Source organism: Streptomyces hyderabadensis, assembly GCF_020404845.1.
Taxonomy (GTDB): domain Bacteria; phylum Actinomycetota; class Actinomycetes; order Streptomycetales; family Streptomycetaceae; genus Streptomyces; species Streptomyces hyderabadensis.
Genome location: NZ_JAIOJZ010000028.1, coordinates 20,706 through 40,147, shown reverse-complemented (window position 1 = coordinate 40,147; position 19,442 = coordinate 20,706). Strand labels below are relative to the sequence as shown.

18 protein-coding genes, 1 tRNA gene and 4 pseudogenes are annotated in these 19,442 nt (G+C 70.7%); 9 read left to right on the top strand and 14 right to left on the bottom strand.

The genetic code is table 11. From position 1 onward, the window contains the following. The first annotated feature begins 103 nt into the window (after positions 1-103). From K7854_RS21935 to K7854_RS21925, 3 genes are all read left to right on the top strand, one after another. A complete protein-coding gene (locus tag K7854_RS21935; RefSeq protein WP_226028250.1) occupies positions 104-2,386 on the top strand; it encodes a (Fe-S)-binding protein in 2,283 nt (760 codons plus the stop codon). A 134-nt stretch (positions 2,387-2,520) separates the two neighbouring features. Beyond that, positions 2,521-3,819 (top strand): FG-GAP repeat domain-containing protein, encoded by a 1,299-nt coding sequence (locus K7854_RS21930; protein WP_226028249.1) that lies wholly within the window; start codon positions 2,521-2,523, stop codon positions 3,817-3,819. Positions 3,820-3,890: 71 nt separating this feature from the next. Continuing rightward, positions 3,891-4,919: a Yip1 family protein gene (locus K7854_RS21925; RefSeq protein WP_226028248.1), complete on the top strand. Its 1,029-nt coding sequence runs from the start codon at positions 3,891-3,893 to the stop codon at positions 4,917-4,919. Between the two features lie 80 nt (positions 4,920-4,999). Here the strand turns inward: K7854_RS21925 and K7854_RS21920 are convergent, their stop codons facing one another. Both K7854_RS21920 and dcd read right to left on the bottom strand, forming a co-directional pair. Next, entirely contained in the window at positions 5,000-5,497 is a 498-nt protein-coding gene (locus K7854_RS21920; protein ID WP_226028247.1) for a phosphoribosyltransferase, read from the bottom strand. Between the two features lie 34 nt (positions 5,498-5,531). Then, complete coding sequence (gene dcd / locus K7854_RS21915) at positions 5,532-6,107, bottom strand: dCTP deaminase (RefSeq protein ID WP_226028246.1); 576 nt, start codon at positions 6,105-6,107, stop codon at positions 5,532-5,534. Positions 6,108-6,617: 510 nt separating this feature from the next. Here dcd and K7854_RS21910 point away from each other — a divergent pair. After that, positions 6,618-6,691, top strand: a tRNA-Gly gene (locus K7854_RS21910). A 269-nt stretch (positions 6,692-6,960) separates the two neighbouring features. On the opposite strand, the gene K7854_RS21905 is transcribed toward K7854_RS21910, so the two are convergent. Then, a complete protein-coding gene (locus K7854_RS21905) occupies positions 6,961-7,908 on the bottom strand; it encodes a GlxA family transcriptional regulator (RefSeq protein ID WP_226028245.1) in 948 nt (315 codons plus the stop codon). Between the two features lie 71 nt (positions 7,909-7,979). Here K7854_RS21905 and K7854_RS21900 point away from each other — a divergent pair, with 71 nt between their 5' ends. Beyond that, positions 7,980-8,876, top strand: coding sequence for an NAD-dependent epimerase/dehydratase family protein (locus tag K7854_RS21900; RefSeq protein WP_226028244.1), 897 nt, complete (start codon positions 7,980-7,982; stop codon positions 8,874-8,876). Positions 8,877-8,934: 58 nt separating this feature from the next. On the opposite strand, the pseudogene K7854_RS37690 reads toward K7854_RS21900, so the two are convergent. From K7854_RS37690 to K7854_RS21880, 5 genes and pseudogenes are all read right to left on the bottom strand, one after another. Next, positions 8,935-9,391, bottom strand: a pseudogene (locus K7854_RS37690) (transposase); the annotation flags it as partial. Positions 9,392-9,478: 87 nt separating this feature from the next. Next, entirely contained in the window at positions 9,479-10,210 is a 732-nt protein-coding gene (locus K7854_RS21895) for a dienelactone hydrolase family protein (RefSeq protein ID WP_226028243.1), read from the bottom strand. A 989-nt stretch (positions 10,211-11,199) separates the two neighbouring features. Beyond that, positions 11,200-11,598 carry a PIN domain-containing protein gene (locus tag K7854_RS21890; protein WP_226028242.1) on the bottom strand — a complete coding sequence of 133 codons (399 nt, stop codon included), beginning with the start codon at positions 11,596-11,598 and terminating at the stop codon, positions 11,200-11,202. Further along, a complete protein-coding gene (locus K7854_RS21885) occupies positions 11,595-11,876 on the bottom strand; it encodes a hypothetical protein (RefSeq protein ID WP_226028241.1) in 282 nt (93 codons plus the stop codon). Before K7854_RS21885 ends, K7854_RS21890 begins: the two co-directional genes overlap by 4 nt. A gap of 416 nt (positions 11,877-12,292) precedes the next feature. After that, on the bottom strand, positions 12,293-12,583 hold the full coding sequence (locus K7854_RS21880) for a hypothetical protein (RefSeq protein ID WP_226028310.1): 291 nt from the start codon (positions 12,581-12,583) through the stop codon (positions 12,293-12,295). Positions 12,584-12,680: 97 nt separating this feature from the next. Here K7854_RS21880 and K7854_RS21875 point away from each other — a divergent pair. After that, a pseudogene (locus K7854_RS21875) lies at positions 12,681-13,031 on the top strand (PIN domain nuclease); the annotation flags it as partial. Between the two features lie 90 nt (positions 13,032-13,121). Here K7854_RS21875 and K7854_RS21870 read toward each other — a convergent pair. The 3 genes from K7854_RS21870 to K7854_RS21860 all read right to left on the bottom strand — a co-directional run bounded on the left by K7854_RS21870 (position 13,122) and on the right by K7854_RS21860 (position 14,913). Next, complete coding sequence (locus tag K7854_RS21870) at positions 13,122-13,796, bottom strand: lytic polysaccharide monooxygenase auxiliary activity family 9 protein (RefSeq protein ID WP_486389164.1); 675 nt, start codon at positions 13,794-13,796, stop codon at positions 13,122-13,124. A 177-nt stretch (positions 13,797-13,973) separates the two neighbouring features. Beyond that, complete coding sequence (locus K7854_RS21865; RefSeq protein WP_226028239.1) at positions 13,974-14,474, bottom strand: acyl-CoA-like ligand-binding transcription factor; 501 nt, start codon at positions 14,472-14,474, stop codon at positions 13,974-13,976. Then, on the bottom strand, positions 14,467-14,913 hold the full coding sequence (locus K7854_RS21860; protein ID WP_226028238.1) for a DUF2690 domain-containing protein: 447 nt from the start codon (positions 14,911-14,913) through the stop codon (positions 14,467-14,469). Before K7854_RS21860 ends, K7854_RS21865 begins: the two co-directional genes overlap by 8 nt. Here K7854_RS21860 and K7854_RS21855 point away from each other — a divergent pair. The 3 genes and pseudogenes from K7854_RS21855 to K7854_RS21845 all read left to right on the top strand — a co-directional run. Then, positions 14,875-15,177, top strand: a pseudogene (locus K7854_RS21855) (hypothetical protein); the annotation flags it as partial. The gene K7854_RS21860 and the pseudogene K7854_RS21855 overlap by 39 nt on opposite strands. A 141-nt stretch (positions 15,178-15,318) precedes the next feature. Continuing rightward, positions 15,319-15,583, top strand: a pseudogene (locus tag K7854_RS21850) (PH domain-containing protein); the annotation flags it as partial. A 99-nt stretch (positions 15,584-15,682) separates the two neighbouring features. Then, positions 15,683-16,453, top strand: coding sequence for a polysaccharide deacetylase family protein (locus K7854_RS21845; protein ID WP_226028237.1), 771 nt, complete (start codon positions 15,683-15,685; stop codon positions 16,451-16,453). A 31-nt stretch (positions 16,454-16,484) separates the two neighbouring features. Here K7854_RS21845 and K7854_RS21840 read toward each other — a convergent pair whose 3' ends face one another. The 3 genes from K7854_RS21840 to K7854_RS21830 form a co-directional block, all read right to left on the bottom strand. After that, positions 16,485-17,681, bottom strand: coding sequence for an NAD(P)/FAD-dependent oxidoreductase (locus K7854_RS21840; protein WP_226028236.1), 1,197 nt, complete (start codon positions 17,679-17,681; stop codon positions 16,485-16,487). A gap of 115 nt (positions 17,682-17,796) precedes the next feature. After that, positions 17,797-18,741: an RNA polymerase sigma factor SigJ gene (gene sigJ, locus K7854_RS21835; RefSeq protein ID WP_226028235.1), complete on the bottom strand. Its 945-nt coding sequence runs from the start codon at positions 18,739-18,741 to the stop codon at positions 17,797-17,799. A 21-nt stretch (positions 18,742-18,762) separates the two neighbouring features. After that, positions 18,763-19,440: a potassium-transporting ATPase subunit C gene (locus K7854_RS21830; RefSeq protein WP_226028234.1), complete on the bottom strand. Its 678-nt coding sequence runs from the start codon at positions 19,438-19,440 to the stop codon at positions 18,763-18,765. Between the last annotated feature and the right edge of the window lie 2 nt (positions 19,441-19,442).

Here is a 19,442-nt window from a genome sequence, read left to right as displayed (position 1 = left end):
CGCTTAGTAATACGAGCGATACCGAGCAACACCCACCAGTACTACCGAGCACCACCCCGTACCACCGCCCCCTCGTAACCTCGCAGGCCCGAGGAGCCCCCAAATGCAACTCGCCGCGATCATCGTGTCGCTGGTCCTGATCGTGGTCGGCGTCGCACTGTTCGGCCGCGCCGTCCTGCAGATCTTCAACTACATGCGGCTGGGCCAGCCGGTGCCGGCCGGAACGCGGACCAACGACCCCGTGGACCGCACCGTCACCGTGGTCAGGGAGTTCCTCGGCCACACCCGGATGAACCGCTGGGGCATCGTCGGGGTGGCGCACTGGTTCGTCGCGGTGGGCTTCTTCTCCCTGCTGCTGACCATCGTCAACGCCGTCGGCCAGCTCTTCCAGGCCGACTGGATCCTGCCGGTCATCGGCGACTGGGCGCCGTACAACGTCTTCGTCGAGTTCATCGGCACGATGACGGTGCTCGGCATCCTCGTCCTGATCGTGATCCGGCAGCTCAGCCACCCGCGCAAGCCTGGCCGCAAGTCCCGCTTCGGGGGCTCCAACTTCGGCCAGGCGTACTTCGTCGAGGCCGTCATCCTCATCGTCGGCGTCTGCATCTTCATGCTGCACGCGCTGGAGGGCGCCCTCCACCACGTGGACGGCTACGAGGCGTCGTTCTTCATCTCGTACCCGGTCGTCTCCGCGCTCCAGGACGTGGACCTCGGCACGCTGCAGAACCTCGTCTACTTCTTCGCCGGCCTGAAGATCGCCACCTCCTTCATCTGGATGATCACGGTCGCCCTGAAGACCGACATGGGCGTGGCCTGGCACCGCTTCCTGGCCTTCCCGAACATCTGGTTCAAGCGCGACGCGAAGGGCGGCACCGCGCTGGGCCCGCTGCTCCCGATGACCTCGGGCGGCAAGCCGATCGACTTCACCGACCCCGGCGACGACGACGTCTTCGGCGTCTCCCAGGTCGAGCAGTTCTCCTGGAAGGGCCTGCTGGACTTCTCCACCTGCACCGAGTGCGGCCGCTGCCAGTCGCAGTGCCCCGCCTGGAACACCGGCAAGCCGCTCTCCCCCAAGCTCCTGATCATGTCCCTGCGCGACCACGCGCACGCCAAGGCCCCCTACCTGCTGGCCGGCGGCGGCAAGACGATGGAGGGCGAGGAGAAGGCGAGCGAGGAGCAGCTCGCCGGTGTCCCGGCCGCCGCTCTGGCGGAGGCCGAGCGCCCGCTGATCGGCACCCTCGAGGAGAACGGCGTCATCGACCCGGACGTCCTGTGGTCCTGCACCACCTGCGGCGCCTGCGTCGAGCAGTGCCCGGTCGACATCGAGCACGTCGACCACATCGTCGACATGCGCCGCTACCAGGTCATGATCGAGTCGGCGTTCCCGTCCGAGGCGGGCACGATGCTCAAGAACCTGGAGAAGAAGGGCAACCCCTGGGGCCTGGCGAAGAAGCAGCGCCTGGAGTGGCTCAAGGAGCTGGACTTCGAGGTCCCGGTCGTCGGCAAGGACATCGAGGACCTCACCGAGGTCGAGTACCTCTACTGGGTCGGCTGCGCCGGCGCCCTGGAGGACCGCGCCAAGAAGACCACCAAGGCCTTCGCCGAGCTGCTGCACATCGCGGGCGTCAAGTTCGCGATCATGGGCGGCGACGAGAAGTGCACCGGTGACTCCGCCCGCCGCCTGGGCAACGAGCCCCTGTTCCAGGAGCTCGGCATGGAGAACGTCATGACCCTCAACGCCGCCTTCGGCGAGGAGATGGACGACGACGGCAAGGTGACGCCCGAGTCGGCGAAGCCCAAGTCGGCCAAGAAGATCGTCGCCACCTGCCCGCACTGCCTCAACACCCTCGGCAACGAGTACCCGCAGCTCGGCGGCGACTACGAGGTCATCCACCACACCCAGCTGCTCCAGCACCTGGTCGACGAGGGCAAGCTGCTCCCGGTCACCCCGGTCGAGGGCATCATCACCTACCACGACCCCTGCTACCTGGGCCGCCACAACAAGATCTACACGCCGCCGCGCGAGATCATCGCCGCCGTCCCGGGCGTCCGCAACGAGGAGATGCACCGGCACAAGGAGCGCGGCTTCTGCTGCGGCGCCGGCGGCGCGCGGATGTGGATGGAGGAGCGGATCGGCAAGCGCATCAACAACGAGCGCGTGGACGAGGCCCTGTCCGTCAACCCCGACATCGTCTCGACGGCCTGCCCGTTCTGCCTGGTCATGCTGACCGACTCGGTCAACGGCAAGAAGAACGACGGCAAGGCCAAGGAGTCCATCCAGGTCGTCGACGTCGCCCAGCTCCTGCTGGACTCCGTCAAGACCCCGGCCGACCCGACCGGCGAGCCGGAGCCGGAGAGCGAGCCGACGCCGGAGCCGGTGAAGTAACCGCCGCTCACCCGCTCGACCGACACCCCCGGGTTCCGTACGAACCCGGGGGTGTCGCCGTATGTCGAACGCGTGCATGATTACCCGGTCGTTGACGGTGATGGTGATACGGGTCGATACGGACGAGGTGAACGGTGCGGCGCCTGCGAAGAAGGACCCTGACCGGCACGGCCGCCGCCGGCTGTCTGCTGCTGCTCGCCGCCTGCGGCCACGGCCCGGCGCCCGCCGCCGAGGACGCCTCCCCGACCCCCGTGCGGGCCGCCCAGGCCCCCGCCCCGCTGCCCGTCCCGCACGGCGAGGGCAGCGAGGTCCCCGACGACTTCAACGGCGACGGCCACCGCGACCTGATCCTGGACGACCTGGTCAAGGCGGAGAGCCACGCCGACGACGCCGGCATCGGGATCGTCTACGGCTCGTCCCGCGGACTGGTCTCGGGAACCCGGCAGTTGCTCACGCCGAAGGAGCACGCGGCCCCGGTGGACGGCCAGTTGCCGGCCGTCTTCGAGGCGGAGGCGAGCTGCGACCTCGACGGCGACCGCTTCACCGACCTGGTGGTCACCACCGACCCGCCCTACGACGGCCAGGGCCGCCCCCCGGTCCCCCTCCAGCTCCTCTTCGGCTCCCCGTCGGGACCGACCGGCCGCGCGGTCCCGCTGACCGTGCCCGACCGGGCCCGCTACGGCAACGACTGGCCCGAGCGTCCGGTCTGCGGCGACTTCGACGGCGACGGCGCCCAGGACCTGGTGGTCCACGCCTCCGCGGGCCGCCTCAGCTATCTGCGCGGGCCCTTCACCCGCAAGGGCGCCCCGCGCGAGGCCGGCGCGCCCGTCCCGTCCCCCGGCGAGGCACCGACCGGCCCCGCCGCCGACGTGAACCGCGACGGGTACGACGACCTGGTCGTCCGCGTCTCCGCGGGCCCCGGCAGGGCGGCCCTCGTCCTGGGCGGCCCCGACGGCCCGACCCGCACCGGGGTCACCCTCCCGGCCGGCGTCGACATCGCGCTGGGCGCCTTCGGCAAGGGCAAGGCGCTGGACGCGGCCGTGGGCACCATGGACGACACCGCGATGCGCTACGACCTGCCCACCGCGGCCCGCGGCAGCCTCGACACCCCCGGTTCGATGCTCGACGCCGCCGACTTCGACGGCGACGGCCTGAGCGACCTGGTCTCCAGCGGCTCCGGCGTACGCGTCCACCCGGGCCGCGAGGCCGGCCTCACGGCCCGGGCCCCGGTCACGGTGCGGCCCGCGGCGCCGGGCACGACGCGGGTGCTGACGACCGGCGACTTCGACGGCGACGGTCTCGCGGACCTGGTGCTGCGCACCTACCGGGGCGACACGGAGGACTCCGTCGAGGTCCACCGGGGCGCGGCGAAGGACGTCGTGACGGCACGGGCCGCTCTCACCTTCTCGACGTCGCAGTTCCTGACCCGGTAGGGAACCGGGGGGCACCCGCCGCCGGTCCGCCGGCCGGGCCTCGGGGTCTCCTCGGGGAGACCCCGTAAGGGATGTCACAGCTCGGCCGCAAAGGACCCCCCGAATGGCCGGGCCCCGCACGTCACTCTCCGGGACCAGGTACGTTCGAAGGCGTGGCTGGATTCAGGATCGGACGCGGCCGGGACAACGGCGCTCCAAACGCGCGACCGCAACGCCCCCCGTACGGACAGCAGGCGCCCCAGGGACCGTCGTACGGCGGTCCCGCGGCGCCTCAGCCCCCGTACCCGCAGCAGCCGTACGGCGGCGGTGCCCCCGCGCCCGGCGGCTCCCCGTGGCCGCAGGCACCCGGCGGCGGATACGGCGGTGGCCACGGTGAGCCGGAGTACTTCGGCGACGGCGGCTACGGACAGGGCGGCCCCGGCGGACACCCCCAGCAGGCCCCGTACGACCCGTACGCGGCCAACAACCCGGGCCACACCCAGGCGTTCACGGTCGACGACCCCTACAACCAGGGCGACACCTACCGCGCCGGCTCCGCCCCGGCCCCCGGCCCGGTCGGGCCCCGCCTGCACTGGAAGGACCTCCTGAAGGGCGTGATCCTCGCGCCCAACCAGACCTTCCTCCAGATGCGGGACTACGCGATGTGGGTCCCGGCGCTCATCGTGACGTTCCTCTACGGCCTGCTGGCGGTCTTCGGCTTCGACGGCGCCCGCGAGGAGGCGATCAACGCCACCCTCTCGAACGCCATCCCGATCGTCCTGACCACGGCGGTCGCGCTGGTGCTGAGCGCCTTCATCCTGGGTGTGGTCACCCACACCCTCGCCCGCCAGCTCGGCGGCGACGGCGCCTGGCAGCCGACGGTCGGCCTCTCCATGCTGATCATGTCCCTCACGGACGCCCCGCGCCTGGTCGTCGCGATGTTCGCCGGCGGCGACGCGCCCTTCGTGCAGATCCTCGGCTGGGCCACCTGGGTCGCGGCCGGCGCCCTGCTGACCCTCATGGTCAGCCGCTCCCACGACCTGCCCTGGCCCAAGGCGCTCGGCGCCAGCGCCATCCAGCTGATCGCCCTGCTGTCGATCGTGAAGCTCGGCACGTTCTAGCCGCGGGCACACAGACATACGGAAAGGGCCCCGGCGTGCACGTCACGCCGGGGCCCTTCGCGTTGGCGCCGATCGGCCGGTCAGGCGTCCAGCACCTGCCCCTGCCGCCGCACGACGGGCGGCTGAACGGACCACGGGAAGTTGATCCACTCATCGGTCCGCTTCCACACGTACTCGCACCGCACGAGGGAGTGGGACTTCTCATAGATCACCGCGCTGCGCACCTCGGCGACCGTGTCCAGGCAGAAGTCCCGCACCAGCTTGAGCGTCTTGCCGGTGTCGGCGACGTCGTCGGTGATCAGGACCTTCTTGTCGGAGAAGTCGATGACGTTCGGGACCGGCGCGAGCATGACGGGCATGTCGAGCGTGGTCCCGACCCCGGTGTAGAACTCCACGTTCACCAGGTGGATGTTCTTGCAGTCGAGCGCGTACGCCAGCCCGCCGGCGACGAAGACGCCCCCGCGGGCGATGGAGAGCACTATGTCCGGCTCGTACCCGTCGTCGGCGACGGCCTGCGCGAGTTCGCGCACGGCGACGCCGAACTGCTCGTAGGTCAGATTCTCCCGAACATCACTCATGCGCGTGTCCTGCTCATCCTGCTCGTCACTGGGTTCAGACCTGGGTCCGGTGGAAATTGAGGAAGGACCGGGAGGCGGTCGGCCCCCGCTGCCCCTGGTAACGGGACCCGTAGCGCTCGCTCCCGTACGGGTGCTCGGCCGGCGAGGTGAGCCGGAACATGCACAGCTGCCCGATCTTCATCCCCGGCCACAGCTTGATCGGGAGGGTCGCGAGATTGCTCAGCTCCAGCGTCACGTGCCCCGAGAAGCCCGGGTCGATGAACCCGGCGGTGGAGTGCGTGACCAGCCCGAGCCGCCCGAGCGAACTCTTCCCCTCCAGGCGGGACGCCAGGTCGTCGGGGAGGGTGATGACCTCGTACGTACTGGCCAGCACGAACTCGCCGGGGTGCAGGATGAACGGCTCGTCGCCCTCCGGCTCCACCAGCCGGGTCAGGTCCACCTGCTCGACCGAGGGGTCGATGTGCGGGTACCGGTGATTCTCGAACACCCGGAAGTAGCGGTCGAGACGCACGTCGATGCTCGACGGCTGCACCATGGAGTCGTCGAAGGGATCGATCCGCACCCGCCCGTGGTCGATCTCGGCCCGGATGTCCTTGTCTGAGAGAAGCACGCACCGAGGATACGCAAGGCGCGCGGAGCAGCGACAACCGCCGCCGCGCCGCGCGCCCGATCTCGCTCTGCGTCTGTGCTACCGCTTCTCCGCACCCACCGGCACGGCGCTCCGCAGCCGCGCACACCGCGGACATCGGACGAGCCGACCGGGGCCGAGTCGCTCGGCCTGCTGCATCGGGAACGAGGTGGCGGTGAACACGTGCCCATCGGCACAGCGGACGACGGTGCGCTCCATCAAGTCCTTCAAGTCCCTTCCCCAAGAGCCGCGTCTGGCTGAACTACCCTGACGACAAAAGCCACAGTACGGGATGAAAGAGACGACTCTCCAGGCGGCACTCCGCCCTCGCGCACACCCTCTCCAGGGCCCTCACGGTACGCCCCAACCCCGCGCCCCCGCAGCCGCATCCGCACCCCGGAACGACCACCGGCCCCACGGCGCGAACACCGGGGGCCGGGCATGGGGTAGAGTGAGCGAGCGTCCAGGCACCGACCTCGGTCGGCGTCTTACGCGGGTGTAGTTTAATGGTAGAACATCAGCTTCCCAAGCTGAGAGCGCGAGTTCGATTCTCGTCACCCGCTCCATGGAGAAGGCCCAAGTCAGCGACTTGGGCCTTACTTGTTGCCTAGTCCGAACAAGGGGCGGCGCGCCCTCAGCGTGCCCTCAGCGTGCTCTCGGCGTGCTCTCGGCGTGCCGTCAGTGGCGAACTCGGGTGCGCTCTGGCCTCGCTTCCGGAGGAGCAACCCGGAATGGGGGCATGGGGTACGGACGCTTGAAGATCCGCCACGCCCTGCGTTGAAGCCCCATGCGGTGCTTCGGCCCCGCTGGCGGCGGGCGCAGCGCTAGCGGCTCGTCACGTGGCCCCGGCCGGGTGGTCGACCTGCCGGCTGAAGCTCGCGCGATAGGCCGTGGGCGTGAGTCCGACCCGGCCGACCATGTGCTTGCGCAGGGAGTCCGCGCTGCCCAGACCGCTCTTCCCGGCCACCTGGTCCATGGGCAGCTCGGTGGTCTCCAACAGCTCTCTGGCCCGGTCGATGCGCCGGTGCAGCAGCCATTGGAGAGGGCTCAGGCCGGTCTCCGCGTGGAAGCGCCGGGTCAGGGTGCGCACGCTCGTCCTGGCGTGACCGGCCAGGTCGGCCAGGGTGAGCGGGCGATCGAGGCGTTCGAGCGCCCAGGCGCGGGTGGCGGCGAGTGAGGTGCCGCGCTCCGGCGGCAGCGGGGTCTCGATGAACTGGGACTGGCCGCCCGGCCGTACGGGAGGGACGACCGCGAGCCGCGCGGCCGTGTTGGCGGCCGCCGCGCCGTGGTCGACCCTGACCAGATGCAGGCACAGGTCGATGGCGGCCGCGGCCCCCGCCGAGGTGAAGATGCCGCCGTCCTCGACGAAGAGGAGGTCGGGCTGGACGTCGACGGCCGGGAAGCGAGCGGCGAGGTCGTCGGCCAGTCCCCAGTGGGTGGTGGCGCGGCGCCCGTCGAGCAGGCCGGCCTGGGCCAGTACGAACGCCCCCGTACACAGCGAGGCGATGCGGGCGCCGGTGGCGGCGGCTTTCCGCAGGGCGTCGAGGACCTCCGGAGGAGCCTGCTCGCCGCCGCTGCCGACGGCGATCACCGTGTCGGCGCCCGCCATCGCGTCCAGGCCGTCCGGCACCACGATGTCGGGGCCGCCGACGGTCGGCGTCGGGCCGGGGCGCGCCGTACACACCCGCACGTCGTAGTGCTCCACGTTGTGGAAGACCATGAGCGGGATCGAGACGTCGAAGCTCAGTACCGGCGGCACGACGACCGCGGCGACGCGATGCATGGCCAGAACCTCCGGATGGTTGGCATTGTGGCCACTATTCCACGAGGCCGGGCAGCGGCACCGTGGTCCGCATGAAATCTCATGTGATCGTGGGACGTGGGGCCGCGGCGTCGAAGACCGCTCTGCTTCTCGCCGAAGACGGCGAGCGGGTGCGGATGATCAGCCGGACCGGCGGCGGGCCCGACCACCCGCTCGTCGACAAGGTCGCCGCGGACGCGACCGACACCGATCGGCTCACCGAACTGACAGAGGGGGCGGACACCCTGTTCACCACGGCCGCTCCGCCGTACCACCGCTGGCCCGAGCAGTTCCCCATCCTGTCGGCATCGCTCCTCGGCGCGGCGCGGCGTACCGGGGCCGCGTACGTCATGCTCGGCAACCTCTACGCCTACGGTCCGGTGAGCGGGCCGATCAGGCCGGACTTCCCCCTGGCGGCGACCGGGCCCAAGGGTCGGGCCAGGGCGCGGGTCTGGGAGGAAGCCGCGGCCTCGGGGGTGAAGGTCACCGAGGTGCGGGCCGCCCAGTTCTACGGCGCCGGCGCCTTCTCGGTGTTCAGCCTCATGGTGCAGCGGCAAGTCCTGGAAGGCAGGCTGGCCCTGGTGCCGCAGGAACTCGATGTGCCGCACAGCTACTCGGCGATCGGCGACACCGCACGCACACTGGTCGCCGCGAGCCGCAACGAGCAGGCGTACGGCCGTGCCTGGCACGCCCCCACCACGACCCTGTCGGTGCGGGAACTGGCCGGGCGACTCGCCGATCTCGCGGATGCCCCGGAACCACGGATGGAAGAGCTGACCGAACGCGACCTGACCCTGCTGGCGTTCACCGATCCGTTCTGGGCGGAGATGCACGAAGTACTCACCAAGCCCGGCCGGCCGTTCGTCATCGACTACTCCGAGACCGAAAAGATCCTCGGCGTGAGCGCCACCCCGGTGGACGACGTGCTCGGGGAAGTGCTGAACCGCTAGGCAGGCACCAGGTCTCCCAGTGCCTCGCGAAGAGCCGTGCCCACGACAGGCCATCATGAGGCCGCTCGCCTGCATTGCGCCGCTCATACAGGCGTCGTACTCCCGCCGGCGTCAGGCTGAGCGGCACGAACTCGTCTACGCAGTAGATCACTTCGGGCTCGCCGCCCTTGGGTATGACCTCGCGGTCGGGAGTCGCGCAGAGGTGCTCGATCCCGGCCTTCTTGGCTGCGTAGTCCGGATCGCGGGAGGTCTTCCAGGCCTTCAGGCGTTGCAGGAGACGCCCTCCGCGCGGAGCAGGATGCGCAGGCCCTCGTGGCTGATGTCGTCGACCATCCCCTCGGCAACCAGGAAGTCCGCCGGCTTGCTCGGGCCCCGGGTGGAGAACGTCAGTTTGTGCTCGGTCGGCTGGCTTCGACTTCGCGATCTTCTCGGTCTCGCGCCGCTCGGGCAGCGTGAAGGTCTTCGGCCGGCCGCCCTTGTACTTTCGGGTGCAGCGAGTCGAAGCCGTCCATGTTGTGTCGGCCACTCCGACCAGTTGCAGCGAACGTGCCGATCGGGATCCGGGCCCCCGATCGGCACGTCGCGGACTGCAGTCGGCGGGATCAGCCGAGGTGCCGGGCGAAGAACCTCAACGTGCTCTCCAGCTCGAATGCCGGGATCTCCCCGTGCTTGCCGGGGTTGGCGTGCAACGTTTTCTCGGCCGATGCCAAGGCGTCGAACAGCGCCAAGCTCTGAACCCTCGGCACCCGCTCATCGTCCCACTGCACCAAGAACTCCACTGGAACCGTGATCCGCGCGGCGGCCTCGGCCGACGCCAGCGCCCCGCCCAAGCCAAGTACCGCCGCGCGAACGCGCGGTTCGGCAGCGACGAAGGGAACACCGAGTCCGCATCCCAGCGAAACCCCCCAGTAGCCCACCGGGCCGGCGCCAACGTGCTCAAGTTGCTGAACCGCGTCCAGGACCGCCCGCCATTCCGGCACAGTCTGGCGGGCCACGAGCGCCTGGAAGTCGGCGATCAGCGGGGCCAATTCTTCACCGGCTTCCACGCGAGCCTGGTTCTCCGTCGCGATCCGGTCGTACTCCTCAACCTTCGGCCGGTCGCCATGGGCGGGAACGTCGACGGCCACGACCGCGAACCCGCATTCGGTCACGAAGCGGCGTGCACGCGCCACGAGGTCAGGGGCCTTCTTGTGCTGACCGCCACCGTGTCCCATCAAGACGAGCGGACGAGTGGTGGCGGCACATTCCGGCGTCCACAACACGCCAGGAATCTCGCCGAGGGTGAAGAGCTGTTCGCGGACGCCGTCGGACGACGCCTCAGATATGAAGCGCATAGCGATTCATGCCTTTCGGGATGCCTCTGCGGGCACTCCCTAGGCCATGCGAGGGAGGGAGGCCCGACCTGTCACAGCGTTGATCGGTCTCACCTCCTCAGTTCGCAGCAGTGCACGGCGGCAGGAACGTATCACGAGGGACTCCACCCTGACCCGGGCAGGGACGCCGGCAGGGCAAACGTTCCTCTGATGCGGCACTAGCTCCTGTGCGGCTTCGTGATCTGCCCGATTGAGGGCCGGCCAGCCACCGCGGCCTCACGAACGGGTGACTGCGGCCAGGCCCTGGACATGACCTCCGACGCCCGGAACGCGGGAATGCCGACTCCCTGCATCGCCCCCGCAGACCAGCTGTTTCGCATCTCGCCGCCAGAGGCCGGCCTCTACGCGGTAGGAGTGAACTGGGCCCTGGGTGACGTCGGCGCGGCACCCGAAGTCGGGCGAGGACTGCGAGGGGACCTTTTCGCCACCGCCGAGCGCAACAGCCGGATACACACCGTCCTGGCCCGTGCCTGGTCGCAGCGGGGCAAGAGCGGTCGGTCAGCGCCTCACTGGCCGACCCCGTGGGTCCTTACGCTGCAGGTCAGGGACCTGGGCGCCCATCGAGCGCCGTCGCTTCCCAAGCTGAGAGCGCGAGTTCGATTCTCGTCACCCGCTCCATGAAGAAGGCCCAGGTCACGACCTGGGCCTCAGTCATTTCCGGACCCCTCCATGCCAGGCCGCACAGCAGGCGTCGTGCGACCTCCCTCGTTCCGGGCCCGGTGTCATAGGCATGGGCAGGCTGATCCGGGCAGAACGACTTCGGAGAGGACCCAAACGCTGTGCTGAACGACGGCACCGTGCCGTTCTTCGCCGCCCAGGCCCGCCGTTACGTCGGACGCTACCGGGGTCGGCAGGCGGTCCTGACCCACCTGAGCGAGATGTCTGGAATCCCTGCTGCGCTCCGAGATGGCGCCGCCGGGGGAGGATGTGGAGACGGAGATGGCAGCGGCTCAGACCTTCTCGGTGCTCAGGCGCGGATGCCCGGCAGTGAGCAGCCTGATGTCTTCGAAGTCCGAAGTCAGAATCGTCACCCGGCCGGGATGCTGCAAGGCGGTCGCGCACAGCATGGCGTCGATGGCGTACTTGTGGCCGTGCAGCCCCGCTGCCCGTAGCAAGGCGGCAGCGGAGTGCGCGACGGCCTGGGTCACCGGCTCGACGGCCAGGCGGGACAGGGTCCACTTCAGCGCGGCGTCGTTGATCTTCGGGTGGATCACCTCGACCAGCACGGCAGCTGACGTGACCACGGGCAGGTCCGCGTCGCGAGCCGCCGTCAGCCACTCGTGGATTTCCCGATCACGCTGTACGGCCTTCGCCAGGCCCTCGCTGTCCAGGACCAGGGCACCGCTCACGCAGTCGCCCCAGAGTCTGAAGCGTCGCCAGTCAGCCGGGCACGCTTGGCCGCCACGGCCTTGGGGTCGGCCGGGCCGTGCACCTTGTCGAAGTCCGCGATCAGCTCGTCCAGATTGTCCCGCTCGATCTGCCGCTGGGCCGCCTTCTCCAGGTACGCCGAGACGCCCCGCTTGCCGACCCGCTCGCGGATGGCTTGCAGAGTTCCGGCGGTCAGGGTGACGGAGATACCACTGGTGGGGCCGTCGCCGGGTGGGAAGTCAACGTCGTCATCAGCCACACCCCGAGTATGCCATTGAAAATGGCATAACGGGCGGCAAGTGCGCCACGAGGCTCAGACCGGATGACGGAGCAACCCAGCCATTGAGCACGCCAAGCGCTGCCGCCGACCGCTCCGACGTAACGTGCGATGACATCGAGAGTGGGCGACCTCGCCGTGCTCGACCTGGGATACCCCAGCGATGCTCACACCCATACGGGCAGCCACGTCCCTCTGGACCAGCGCGTACTGCTTGCGTGCCTCAGCGAGTTGATGACCAGGGCTTCCGCCTGCAGTCGACGTGAACCGGCTTCCACCTCAGCGGCATCCGCACCGGCCGAGTACAGCTCCTGCTCCAGGTCTCCAAGCCCTGCGGGGTCTTCCTCGGCATGCTTACTGCTGGGTCCTCCGTGTCACCGGTGCAGTCGCGGTAGAGCTCAACCGGTTGACTCAGCCGTGTCGACAGAGCCCGCGGTCGGCCCATTCTTTTTCCCTTCCATTACTTTTCCATCACTTCCATCTCCGACCCCAACGAATTCCTGGCTGATTTCTTTTTCAGTGGTCGATCGCTTTCCGGACAGCAACGCATAGAGCGCCCCCGACGCGGCTACGGCCGTGGCGATCCAGAACGCGAGGGTGAAGCCCGAATCGTCGGGGAGCGATGTTCCGGAGATCACGCGGGAAGCCAGAACCGCGGCGGCGAGCTGGCTGCCGACGGCTCCGCCCACGGTCCGGCGGCCACCGCCAACAGCATCACGGTGCCCACCAGTTGCACCGCGCAGCCCGCGAGCAGCACCCGGCCGCGCCCCAGCCGGACGACCAGCCGGATGGGACCGGGCGGCGGCAGCCGGGCTCATCGCCTCCTGCTCCATCACCGAGCTGGAGTTCTTCTACGGCGCACGCTCCGCCGCCGACAGGGCCCACGGCATCGAGAACATGCGTCTGCTCTTCGGCTGGGTTCCGGTCGATGACAGGGCCTACGACCGCGCCTGGCAGGTCCAGGAGATCCTCACCCAACGCGGGCAGTACCGCAGCGCCGGGCCTGTTGACCTCGTCGTGGCCGCCACAGCCGAATTGCAGGGACTCACTCTTCTGCACCGCGACCGGGATTTCGAATGCGTGACAGCTGTCACCGGTCAGGCGCTCCAGTGGTACGGCCCCGAAGCCGGCAAGTGAGCGCGACGGGCACGTCGAAGCCCTTGGATACGCACGCAACCCCAGGCCAGCGACCTGGGGTTGCGTGTGGAGGGGGTGACGCTCCCCGGCTCAGCCGAAGTTCACGTCGCTGCACCACATGTAGGCCTGGTCGAGGTGCGAGGCCTGCCAGATCACGAACACGATGTGGTGTCCGGTGTAACCGGAAGTCTGGACGGGGAACGTGATGTCCTGCGCCGGGGCGAACCGGCCGGTCTGCGTGATGAAGTCGAGGTTGCCCCAGCCCAGTGCCTGGGTCTTGGGGTCGAAGCCCTGCTTGCTCACGTAGACCTTGAAGTAGTCGGCACCGTGGGACGCCTGGTCGTACAGGTGGACCGAGAAGTTGTTGCCGACGGTGGTGGTCTTCCACTGCCCGGGCTTGTCCAGGCTGGCGTTCCTGGAGAGGTTGTTGCTGCAGAGCGTCCCGTCGGGGGTCCGCGCCTGGAACTGGCCGCCGAGGCCGTCGCGGAGCGCGCTCATCCAGTTCCACATGGTGTCGGCGTTGGCCTGGAAGGCCTGCCAGCACATGGGGTCTTCGGTCTGCATGGCCGGGTTCGTGTGGTTGCTGCCCCACGTCTTCCAGCACTGGTACGCCCGGGTGGCGGGGCCGACGACAGTGCCGTGAGCCTGGGCGGGGGCCGACCAGGTCAGTGCGCCGACAACCACGGCGAACAGCATGACGAGCGCCTGGAGAGGGCGACGGAGGGACGACCGCGAACGCCCGGTTAACGGACTCTGTGTGCGCATGTGGGGGGAACTCCTTCCAGTTGCACGACTGTTATGGGAGCGCTCCCAACGGTAGGCCTCCTGGGGGAAATGTCAACGAAGCGCACAAAGTCGATCACAGCGGTAGGCAACGAGCGGGGAATCTGCCGTGGGCCGGACGCACTACACCTCACCCGGGGCGCCGACGTCGCGGGCTCCTCACCCGGCCGGGCCGGTGTCGACGGCATCGGGACCGAAGGCGGCGACGAGCGCCTGCGCGATCAGATCGGGCAGCTCGGTCCGCCCCTCGTCCTCGGCCCAGCGCACCAGTGCCGTGTGCATGGCGGCCAGACAGGCGCCGGCCGCCGCTCGGGCGCGGAACTCCGCATCGGGATCGGTGACGTCGCCCCCCAGGGCGTCGACGATCGCTTGCTGGAGGGCGTAGTGGCCGTCCAGGTGCCTGGCCCACAGGGCAGGCGTCGAGATCATGAGCTGGAGACGGGCGAGCAGCAACGCGTCGCCCGCCGCCGGGTCGTCCGGGCGACCGCCGCCGGTCAACGCCGCTGCCGCGTCGACGAGCGCGGTGCCGATACGGCGGACCAGGGGCTGCGCGGCGGACGTGGCGGCGATCCGCTCGGCGACGAGCGGGCCCTTCTGGTCGACGAGCACCAGGTCTTCCCGCTGCGGCATCGGCACGTCCGAGGGCCGGACGTCACTCACCCCCGGCGGTGTCCAGCCCCCGCGGCCCGGTTGTGGTGGTCCCGCCCACGCGGGCCTCGAAGCACTCGCGTTCGGCGTCGGCCGTCGCGGGGCGGAAGCAGGCCCGGACGGTGCTGCCGGGGCCCACTTCCGTCATCTCGGTGTACATGAAGGCCGCCGCGTCGTCCTTGTTCCCGATCCGCACCTCGTGGGTCGGGCCGCCCGCCGTGACGTCCAGCCGGTCGCCGATCTCGGTCCCCCAGGTCCGGGCCCAGCTCGCACCGCACTTCTTGCTGTGGCGCAGCTCGACGTGGGCGCCGGTGGCGGTGCGGTGCGAGGCGAGGGTGTCGGGGCCGATGCCGCAGATCAGGCGCATCGGGTCCCGGCCCTCGCAGGCGGCTCCGTGGCACAAGGGAGCCCGACCGGCGCGTCGGCGGCCCGCATCTACTACGAGAGCCACGACTCGCTCGACCCCGCACTCCGGGTCGACGTCCCGTCGGCGCTCACCATGTACCCCCGCGACGTCGAGAAGTGCCCGCGCCCCTGGGCCCGGCAGCGGTACCGGAACATCGTCCGCTGGACGGTGGCCGAACGCGGGGGACACTTCCCGTCGCTGGAGGTTCCCGGGTACTTCGTCGCCGACCTGCGGGAGGGGCTCGGGGCGGTGCTGGCCGCGCGCCGCCCGCTGGGCGACCGCCGGCCGGGACCGGCGCCCTCCGCCTGAGGCGCGGCCCACCGCACCCAGGCATCCGGCAGGTCCCGTACGGCCGGTGGCGGCGTGCGGACACGGTGCGGGCACGATGCGGGCACGACCGTCGGCCGCGAGATGAGTATCCGTCCACCGCGCAGGCGGCCCCTGCGGGTCGCGGTCGTTGCGCACCCCGGTCCCGGGAGGTCGCGGCGCGGCCGGTCCCGGTGCGCCGGCTCACCGGCACGGCCGTACGGCGTCCACGGGGCGGCGACGGGGACGCCGCGGCCGGCACGTCGCCGAACTCGACGACGCGGGCCGGGCGGTGCGGCTCGCGGCGGCCCCCGCCGACCTGGTCCGCATCCTCCGCGCGCTGGGTGGCGCGCGGGCCCCGGCCGCCCGGTTGTCCGCGAACTCCCCCGGGATTGTCCGTGATCCGTAACGGACGGATCCCCGAGGAGCTTTCTCCCGTCCTGTCATGTGGTCCCCGGGGTGCTCGGGGAGCGGCGGCGAGGAACTACGCGAAGGCGGGGCGGCGGACATGGCGCGGCACGGTGGTGGACGGGGCTGGTACGGCAAGGTGGTCGGGGCGGCGCTCGGTGTGACGGTGCTCGCCGTCGGCGCCTCGGTGTGGACCGCGCAGGCCGACCCCGTCGGCGGCGGCGCGACGCCCCAGGCCTCCGCGTCGGCCACCCCGGGCGGCAAGCCGGTCGACATCAGCATCGCGCACGCCTCGGACGCCGGGCCGCGCGGCGTGAACATCACCATCGACGACGGTCCCGACCCGGCGTGGACGCCGCAGGTGCTGGACCTGCTGGACCAGTACGGGGTGAAGGCCGTCTTCTGCATGACGGGCGTTCAGGCCGAGGCCCACCCGGACCTCGTGAAGGATGTCGTCGCCGCCGGGCACCGGCTGTGCGACCACTCGGTGTCGCACGACACGGCCATGGACAAGAAGTCCGAGGCGTACCAGTCCAAGGAGATCCTGGACGCCGAGCGCATGATCACCGAGGCGTCCGGGGGCGTCCGGCCGGTGTACTACCGGGCCCCCGGCGGGGCGTTCACCCCCTACAGCCGCAAGCTCGCCGCCTCCCACGGCATGCGCCCGCTGGGCTGGAACGTGGACACCAAGGACTTCGAGCGGCCGGGCACCGACGCCATCGTCGCCACCGTCCAGCGGGAGCTGCCCAACGGGCCGACCATCCTCTTCCACGACGCCGGGGGCGACCGCACCCAGACCGTCGAGGCGCTGCGGCAGGTCCTGCCCTGGCTGAAGGAGCAGGGCCGCACCTTCGGGTTCCCGGTGCGCTGAGCGTGGCCGCCCCCGCCCGGTCCGCCGCCGTTCAGACCGTCGGCGCCGGCTCCGGGGTGCGGGCCGTGACCGGACGGCGTCGGGTCGGGATGCCGAGGGTCGGGTTGGCGACGCCCCAGGCCGCGGACTTGCAGACGAGTTCCTTGTAGAGGGCGGCGAGCCGTCCGGTCAGCGCCCCGCGCACGGCCCGGTCGTCGGCGGTGACGTACTGGATCAGGCCCTGGCCGCGGCCCAGCGAGATGCACTGGTTGAAGTAGCGCGGCGTCACGGTCGGCAGCTTCCGGCCGGTCAGCCGGGCCGCGACGGCGTCGGCGGCCTGCCAGGCGGTGGGGACGCCCGAGGCGCACGACATCCTGAGCGGCTTGTCGCCGGGGCCCGCGGCCAGCGCCGCGTCGCCGACCGCGTACACGTCGGGGTGGGACACCGAGCGCATGGTCGCGTCGACCACGATCCGGCCCGTGTCGGTGACCTCCAGGGTGGTGGCCCGCGCCAGCGGGTGGACGGCGAACCCGGCGGTCCACACCGTGACGTCGGCCGGTACGGACGTGCCGTCGGCGGTGACGACGTGGTCCGCGGCCACGGCCGTGACGGCGGCGTCCTCGTACACCGTGATGCCGAGGGCGGCGAAAACCTTCCGCAGGTGGCGGCGGCCCCTGGGGGAGAGCCAGTCGCCGAGGCCGCCGCTCGCGGTGAGCGACACCGCGAGGTCGGGGCGGGCCTCGGCGATCTCGGCCGCGGTCTCCAGGCCGGTGAGCCCGCCGCCGACCACGACCACGGAGCGGCCGGCCGCCAGTCCCGCCAGGCGTGCGCGCAGCCGCAGCGCGCCCGGGCGCCCGGCCAGCTCGTGGGCGTGCTCCCGGACACCGGGGACGTCCTGGGGGTTCCAGGCGCTGCCGAGGGCGTAGACGAGGGTGTCGTACTCCAGTTCACCGGTGCCGTCCGGGTCGGTGACGGAGACGGTCTTCCGGTCGGCGTCCACGGCGGTGACCTTGGCGATCCGCACGTCGACGCCGGTGCCGGCGAACATCTCGTCGAGCGGCCGGGCCCGGAGGTCCTGGCCGACGGCGAGCTGGTGCATCCGGACCCGTTCGACGAACTGGGCCTCGGCGTTGACGAGGGTGATGGCCGCGTCCTCGCTCCGCAGCCGCCGGGCGAGACGGCCGGCGGCGACGGCTCCGGCGTATCCGGCGCCCAGGACGACGATGCGGTGCCGCGGGGTGTGCTGCATGACGTGCTCCCTTGTCTCCGGCCGCTGAGGGCTCTCTCCAGCGGGACTCGCCCCTTGAACCGGGCAGCCCGCGGATTCCTGACAGGAGCAGGAAGTGACTTGCGTCACATGACGGTCAGAAGACCTGAAGCAAAGGTTCCCCGTGGTCGGTGGCCGCCCACCGGCGGGTGGCGCGTTCGAGCTTGTCGGGGTTGACCTGGTTGCGGAAGCCCGCGAGCCCCTCGGGCGTGACCTCCAGGCACATGATCCCGATGACCCGGCCGTGCACGACGGCCACCACGGCGGGGTCGCCGTTGGCGGTGACGGCGTAGATATCGGCGGGACCGCCGGTCAGCTCGCGCTTGGCCTTGCCGGGCTTGAACAGGCCCCGCATGAACGTGGCCACCGCGCGGGCGCCCTCGAACGCCTTGGCGCGGGCCGGGACCTTTCCGCCGCCGTCGCCGATCGACACGGCGTCCTGGGTGAGCAGCCGGACCAGCGGTTCGGTGCGGCCGCTGGTGGCCGCCGCGAGGAACTCGTCGACGATCCGCCGGGCGGCGGCCCCGTCTACCTCCGTGCGCGCCCTGCCCTGCGCGACGTGCTTCCTGGCCCGGTGCAGGGTCTGCTGGCTGGCGTCCTCGGTGATGTCGAGGATCGCGGCGATCTCCCGGTGCGGGTAGCCGAACGCCTCACGCAGGACGTACACCGCCCGCTCGGCCGGGGCGAGCCGCTCCAGCAGGGCGAGGACCGCGAGGGAGACCGACTCGCGCTGCTCGGCCGTCTCGGCGGGGCCGAGCATCGGGTCGCCGGCCAGCAGCGGCTCGGGCAGCCACTGGCCGACGTAGGTCTCGCGCCGGGCGCGGGCCGAGGTGAGCTGGTTGAGGCACAGGTTGGTGAGGACCTTGGTCAGCCAGGCCTCGGGGACTTCGACGCGCGCGACGTCGGCCGCCTGCCAGCGCAGGAACGTCTCCTGCACGGCGTCCTCCGCCTCGCTCGCGGAGCCGAGGAGGCGGTAGGCGATGGCCTCCAGACGGTGCCTGGAGGCCTCGAACCGTTCCACGTCGCTCACGGTGAGGGCCATGGCCCGGATTGTAACCGCGCCTCAGCGCCCGGCCGCGGGGGCCACCAGCTCCTTGAGCGCGATGTTCAGTTCCAGGACGTTCACCCGCGGTTCGCCGATGAAGCCGAGGGTGCGGGAGGTGGTGTGCTCGTCGACGAGCTTCTGGACCCGGTCCACGGGCAGGCCGTTCTTCGCGGCGACCCGGTGCACCTGGAGGTCGGCGTACTGCGGGGAGATGTCCGGGTCCAGGCCGGAGCCGGAGGAGGTGACCGCGTCCGCGGGCACGTCGGACGGCCGCACGGGGTGACCGGGTACGGAGTTGTCCTTGACGACGGCGGCCTTGGCGTCCTTCACCCACTGGAGGAGTTCCGGGTTGTCGGCGGAGCGGTTGGTGGCCCCGGACAGGATCAGCTTGTACTGGGTGTTGACGCTGTTGGTGCCGAGGCCGTTGGCGGGGCGGCCCTGGAACCACTTCAGGTCCGGCTCGGGGGTCTCCTGGCCCTTCTTCAGCGGCAGGTTGTACTGCTGGCCGATCAGGGAGGAACCGACGACCTTCCCGTCCGCCTTGATCTCGGAGCCGTTCGCCTTGCCGGGGAACAGCCCCTGGGCGACGCCGGTGACGGCGAGCGGGTAGACGATGCCGGTGACCACGGTCAGGACGAGGAGGGCGCGCAGTCCCGCGGCCAGCAGGCGGGCGGCGTTGGTGACGGAGGTGTTCATGG

Coding starts and splice junctions, on each gene's coding strand:
- K7854_RS21935 (WP_226028250.1), top strand. CDS start 104: ATGCAACTCGCCGCGATCATCGTGTCGCTGGTCCTGATCGTGGTCGGC.
- K7854_RS21925 (WP_226028248.1), top strand. CDS start 3,891: ATGTCACAGCTCGGCCGCAAAGGACCCCCCGAATGGCCGGGCCCCGCA.
- K7854_RS21920 (WP_226028247.1), bottom strand. CDS start 5,497: ATGAGTGATGTTCGGGAGAATCTGACCTACGAGCAGTTCGGCGTCGCC.
- K7854_RS21905 (WP_226028245.1), bottom strand. CDS start 7,908: ATGCATCGCGTCGCCGCGGTCGTCGTGCCGCCGGTACTGAGCTTCGAC.
- K7854_RS21900 (WP_226028244.1), top strand. CDS start 7,980: ATGAAATCTCATGTGATCGTGGGACGTGGGGCCGCGGCGTCGAAGACC.
- K7854_RS21895 (WP_226028243.1), bottom strand. CDS start 10,210: ATGCGCTTCATATCTGAGGCGTCGTCCGACGGCGTCCGCGAACAGCTC.
- K7854_RS21870 (WP_486389164.1), bottom strand. CDS start 13,796: ATGCGCACACAGAGTCCGTTAACCGGGCGTTCGCGGTCGTCCCTCCGT.
- K7854_RS21845 (WP_226028237.1), top strand. CDS start 15,683: ATGGCGCGGCACGGTGGTGGACGGGGCTGGTACGGCAAGGTGGTCGGG.
- K7854_RS21840 (WP_226028236.1), bottom strand. CDS start 17,681: ATGCAGCACACCCCGCGGCACCGCATCGTCGTCCTGGGCGCCGGATAC.
- sigJ (WP_226028235.1), bottom strand. CDS start 18,741: ATGGCCCTCACCGTGAGCGACGTGGAACGGTTCGAGGCCTCCAGGCAC.
- K7854_RS21830 (WP_226028234.1), bottom strand. CDS start 19,440: ATGAACACCTCCGTCACCAACGCCGCCCGCCTGCTGGCCGCGGGACTG.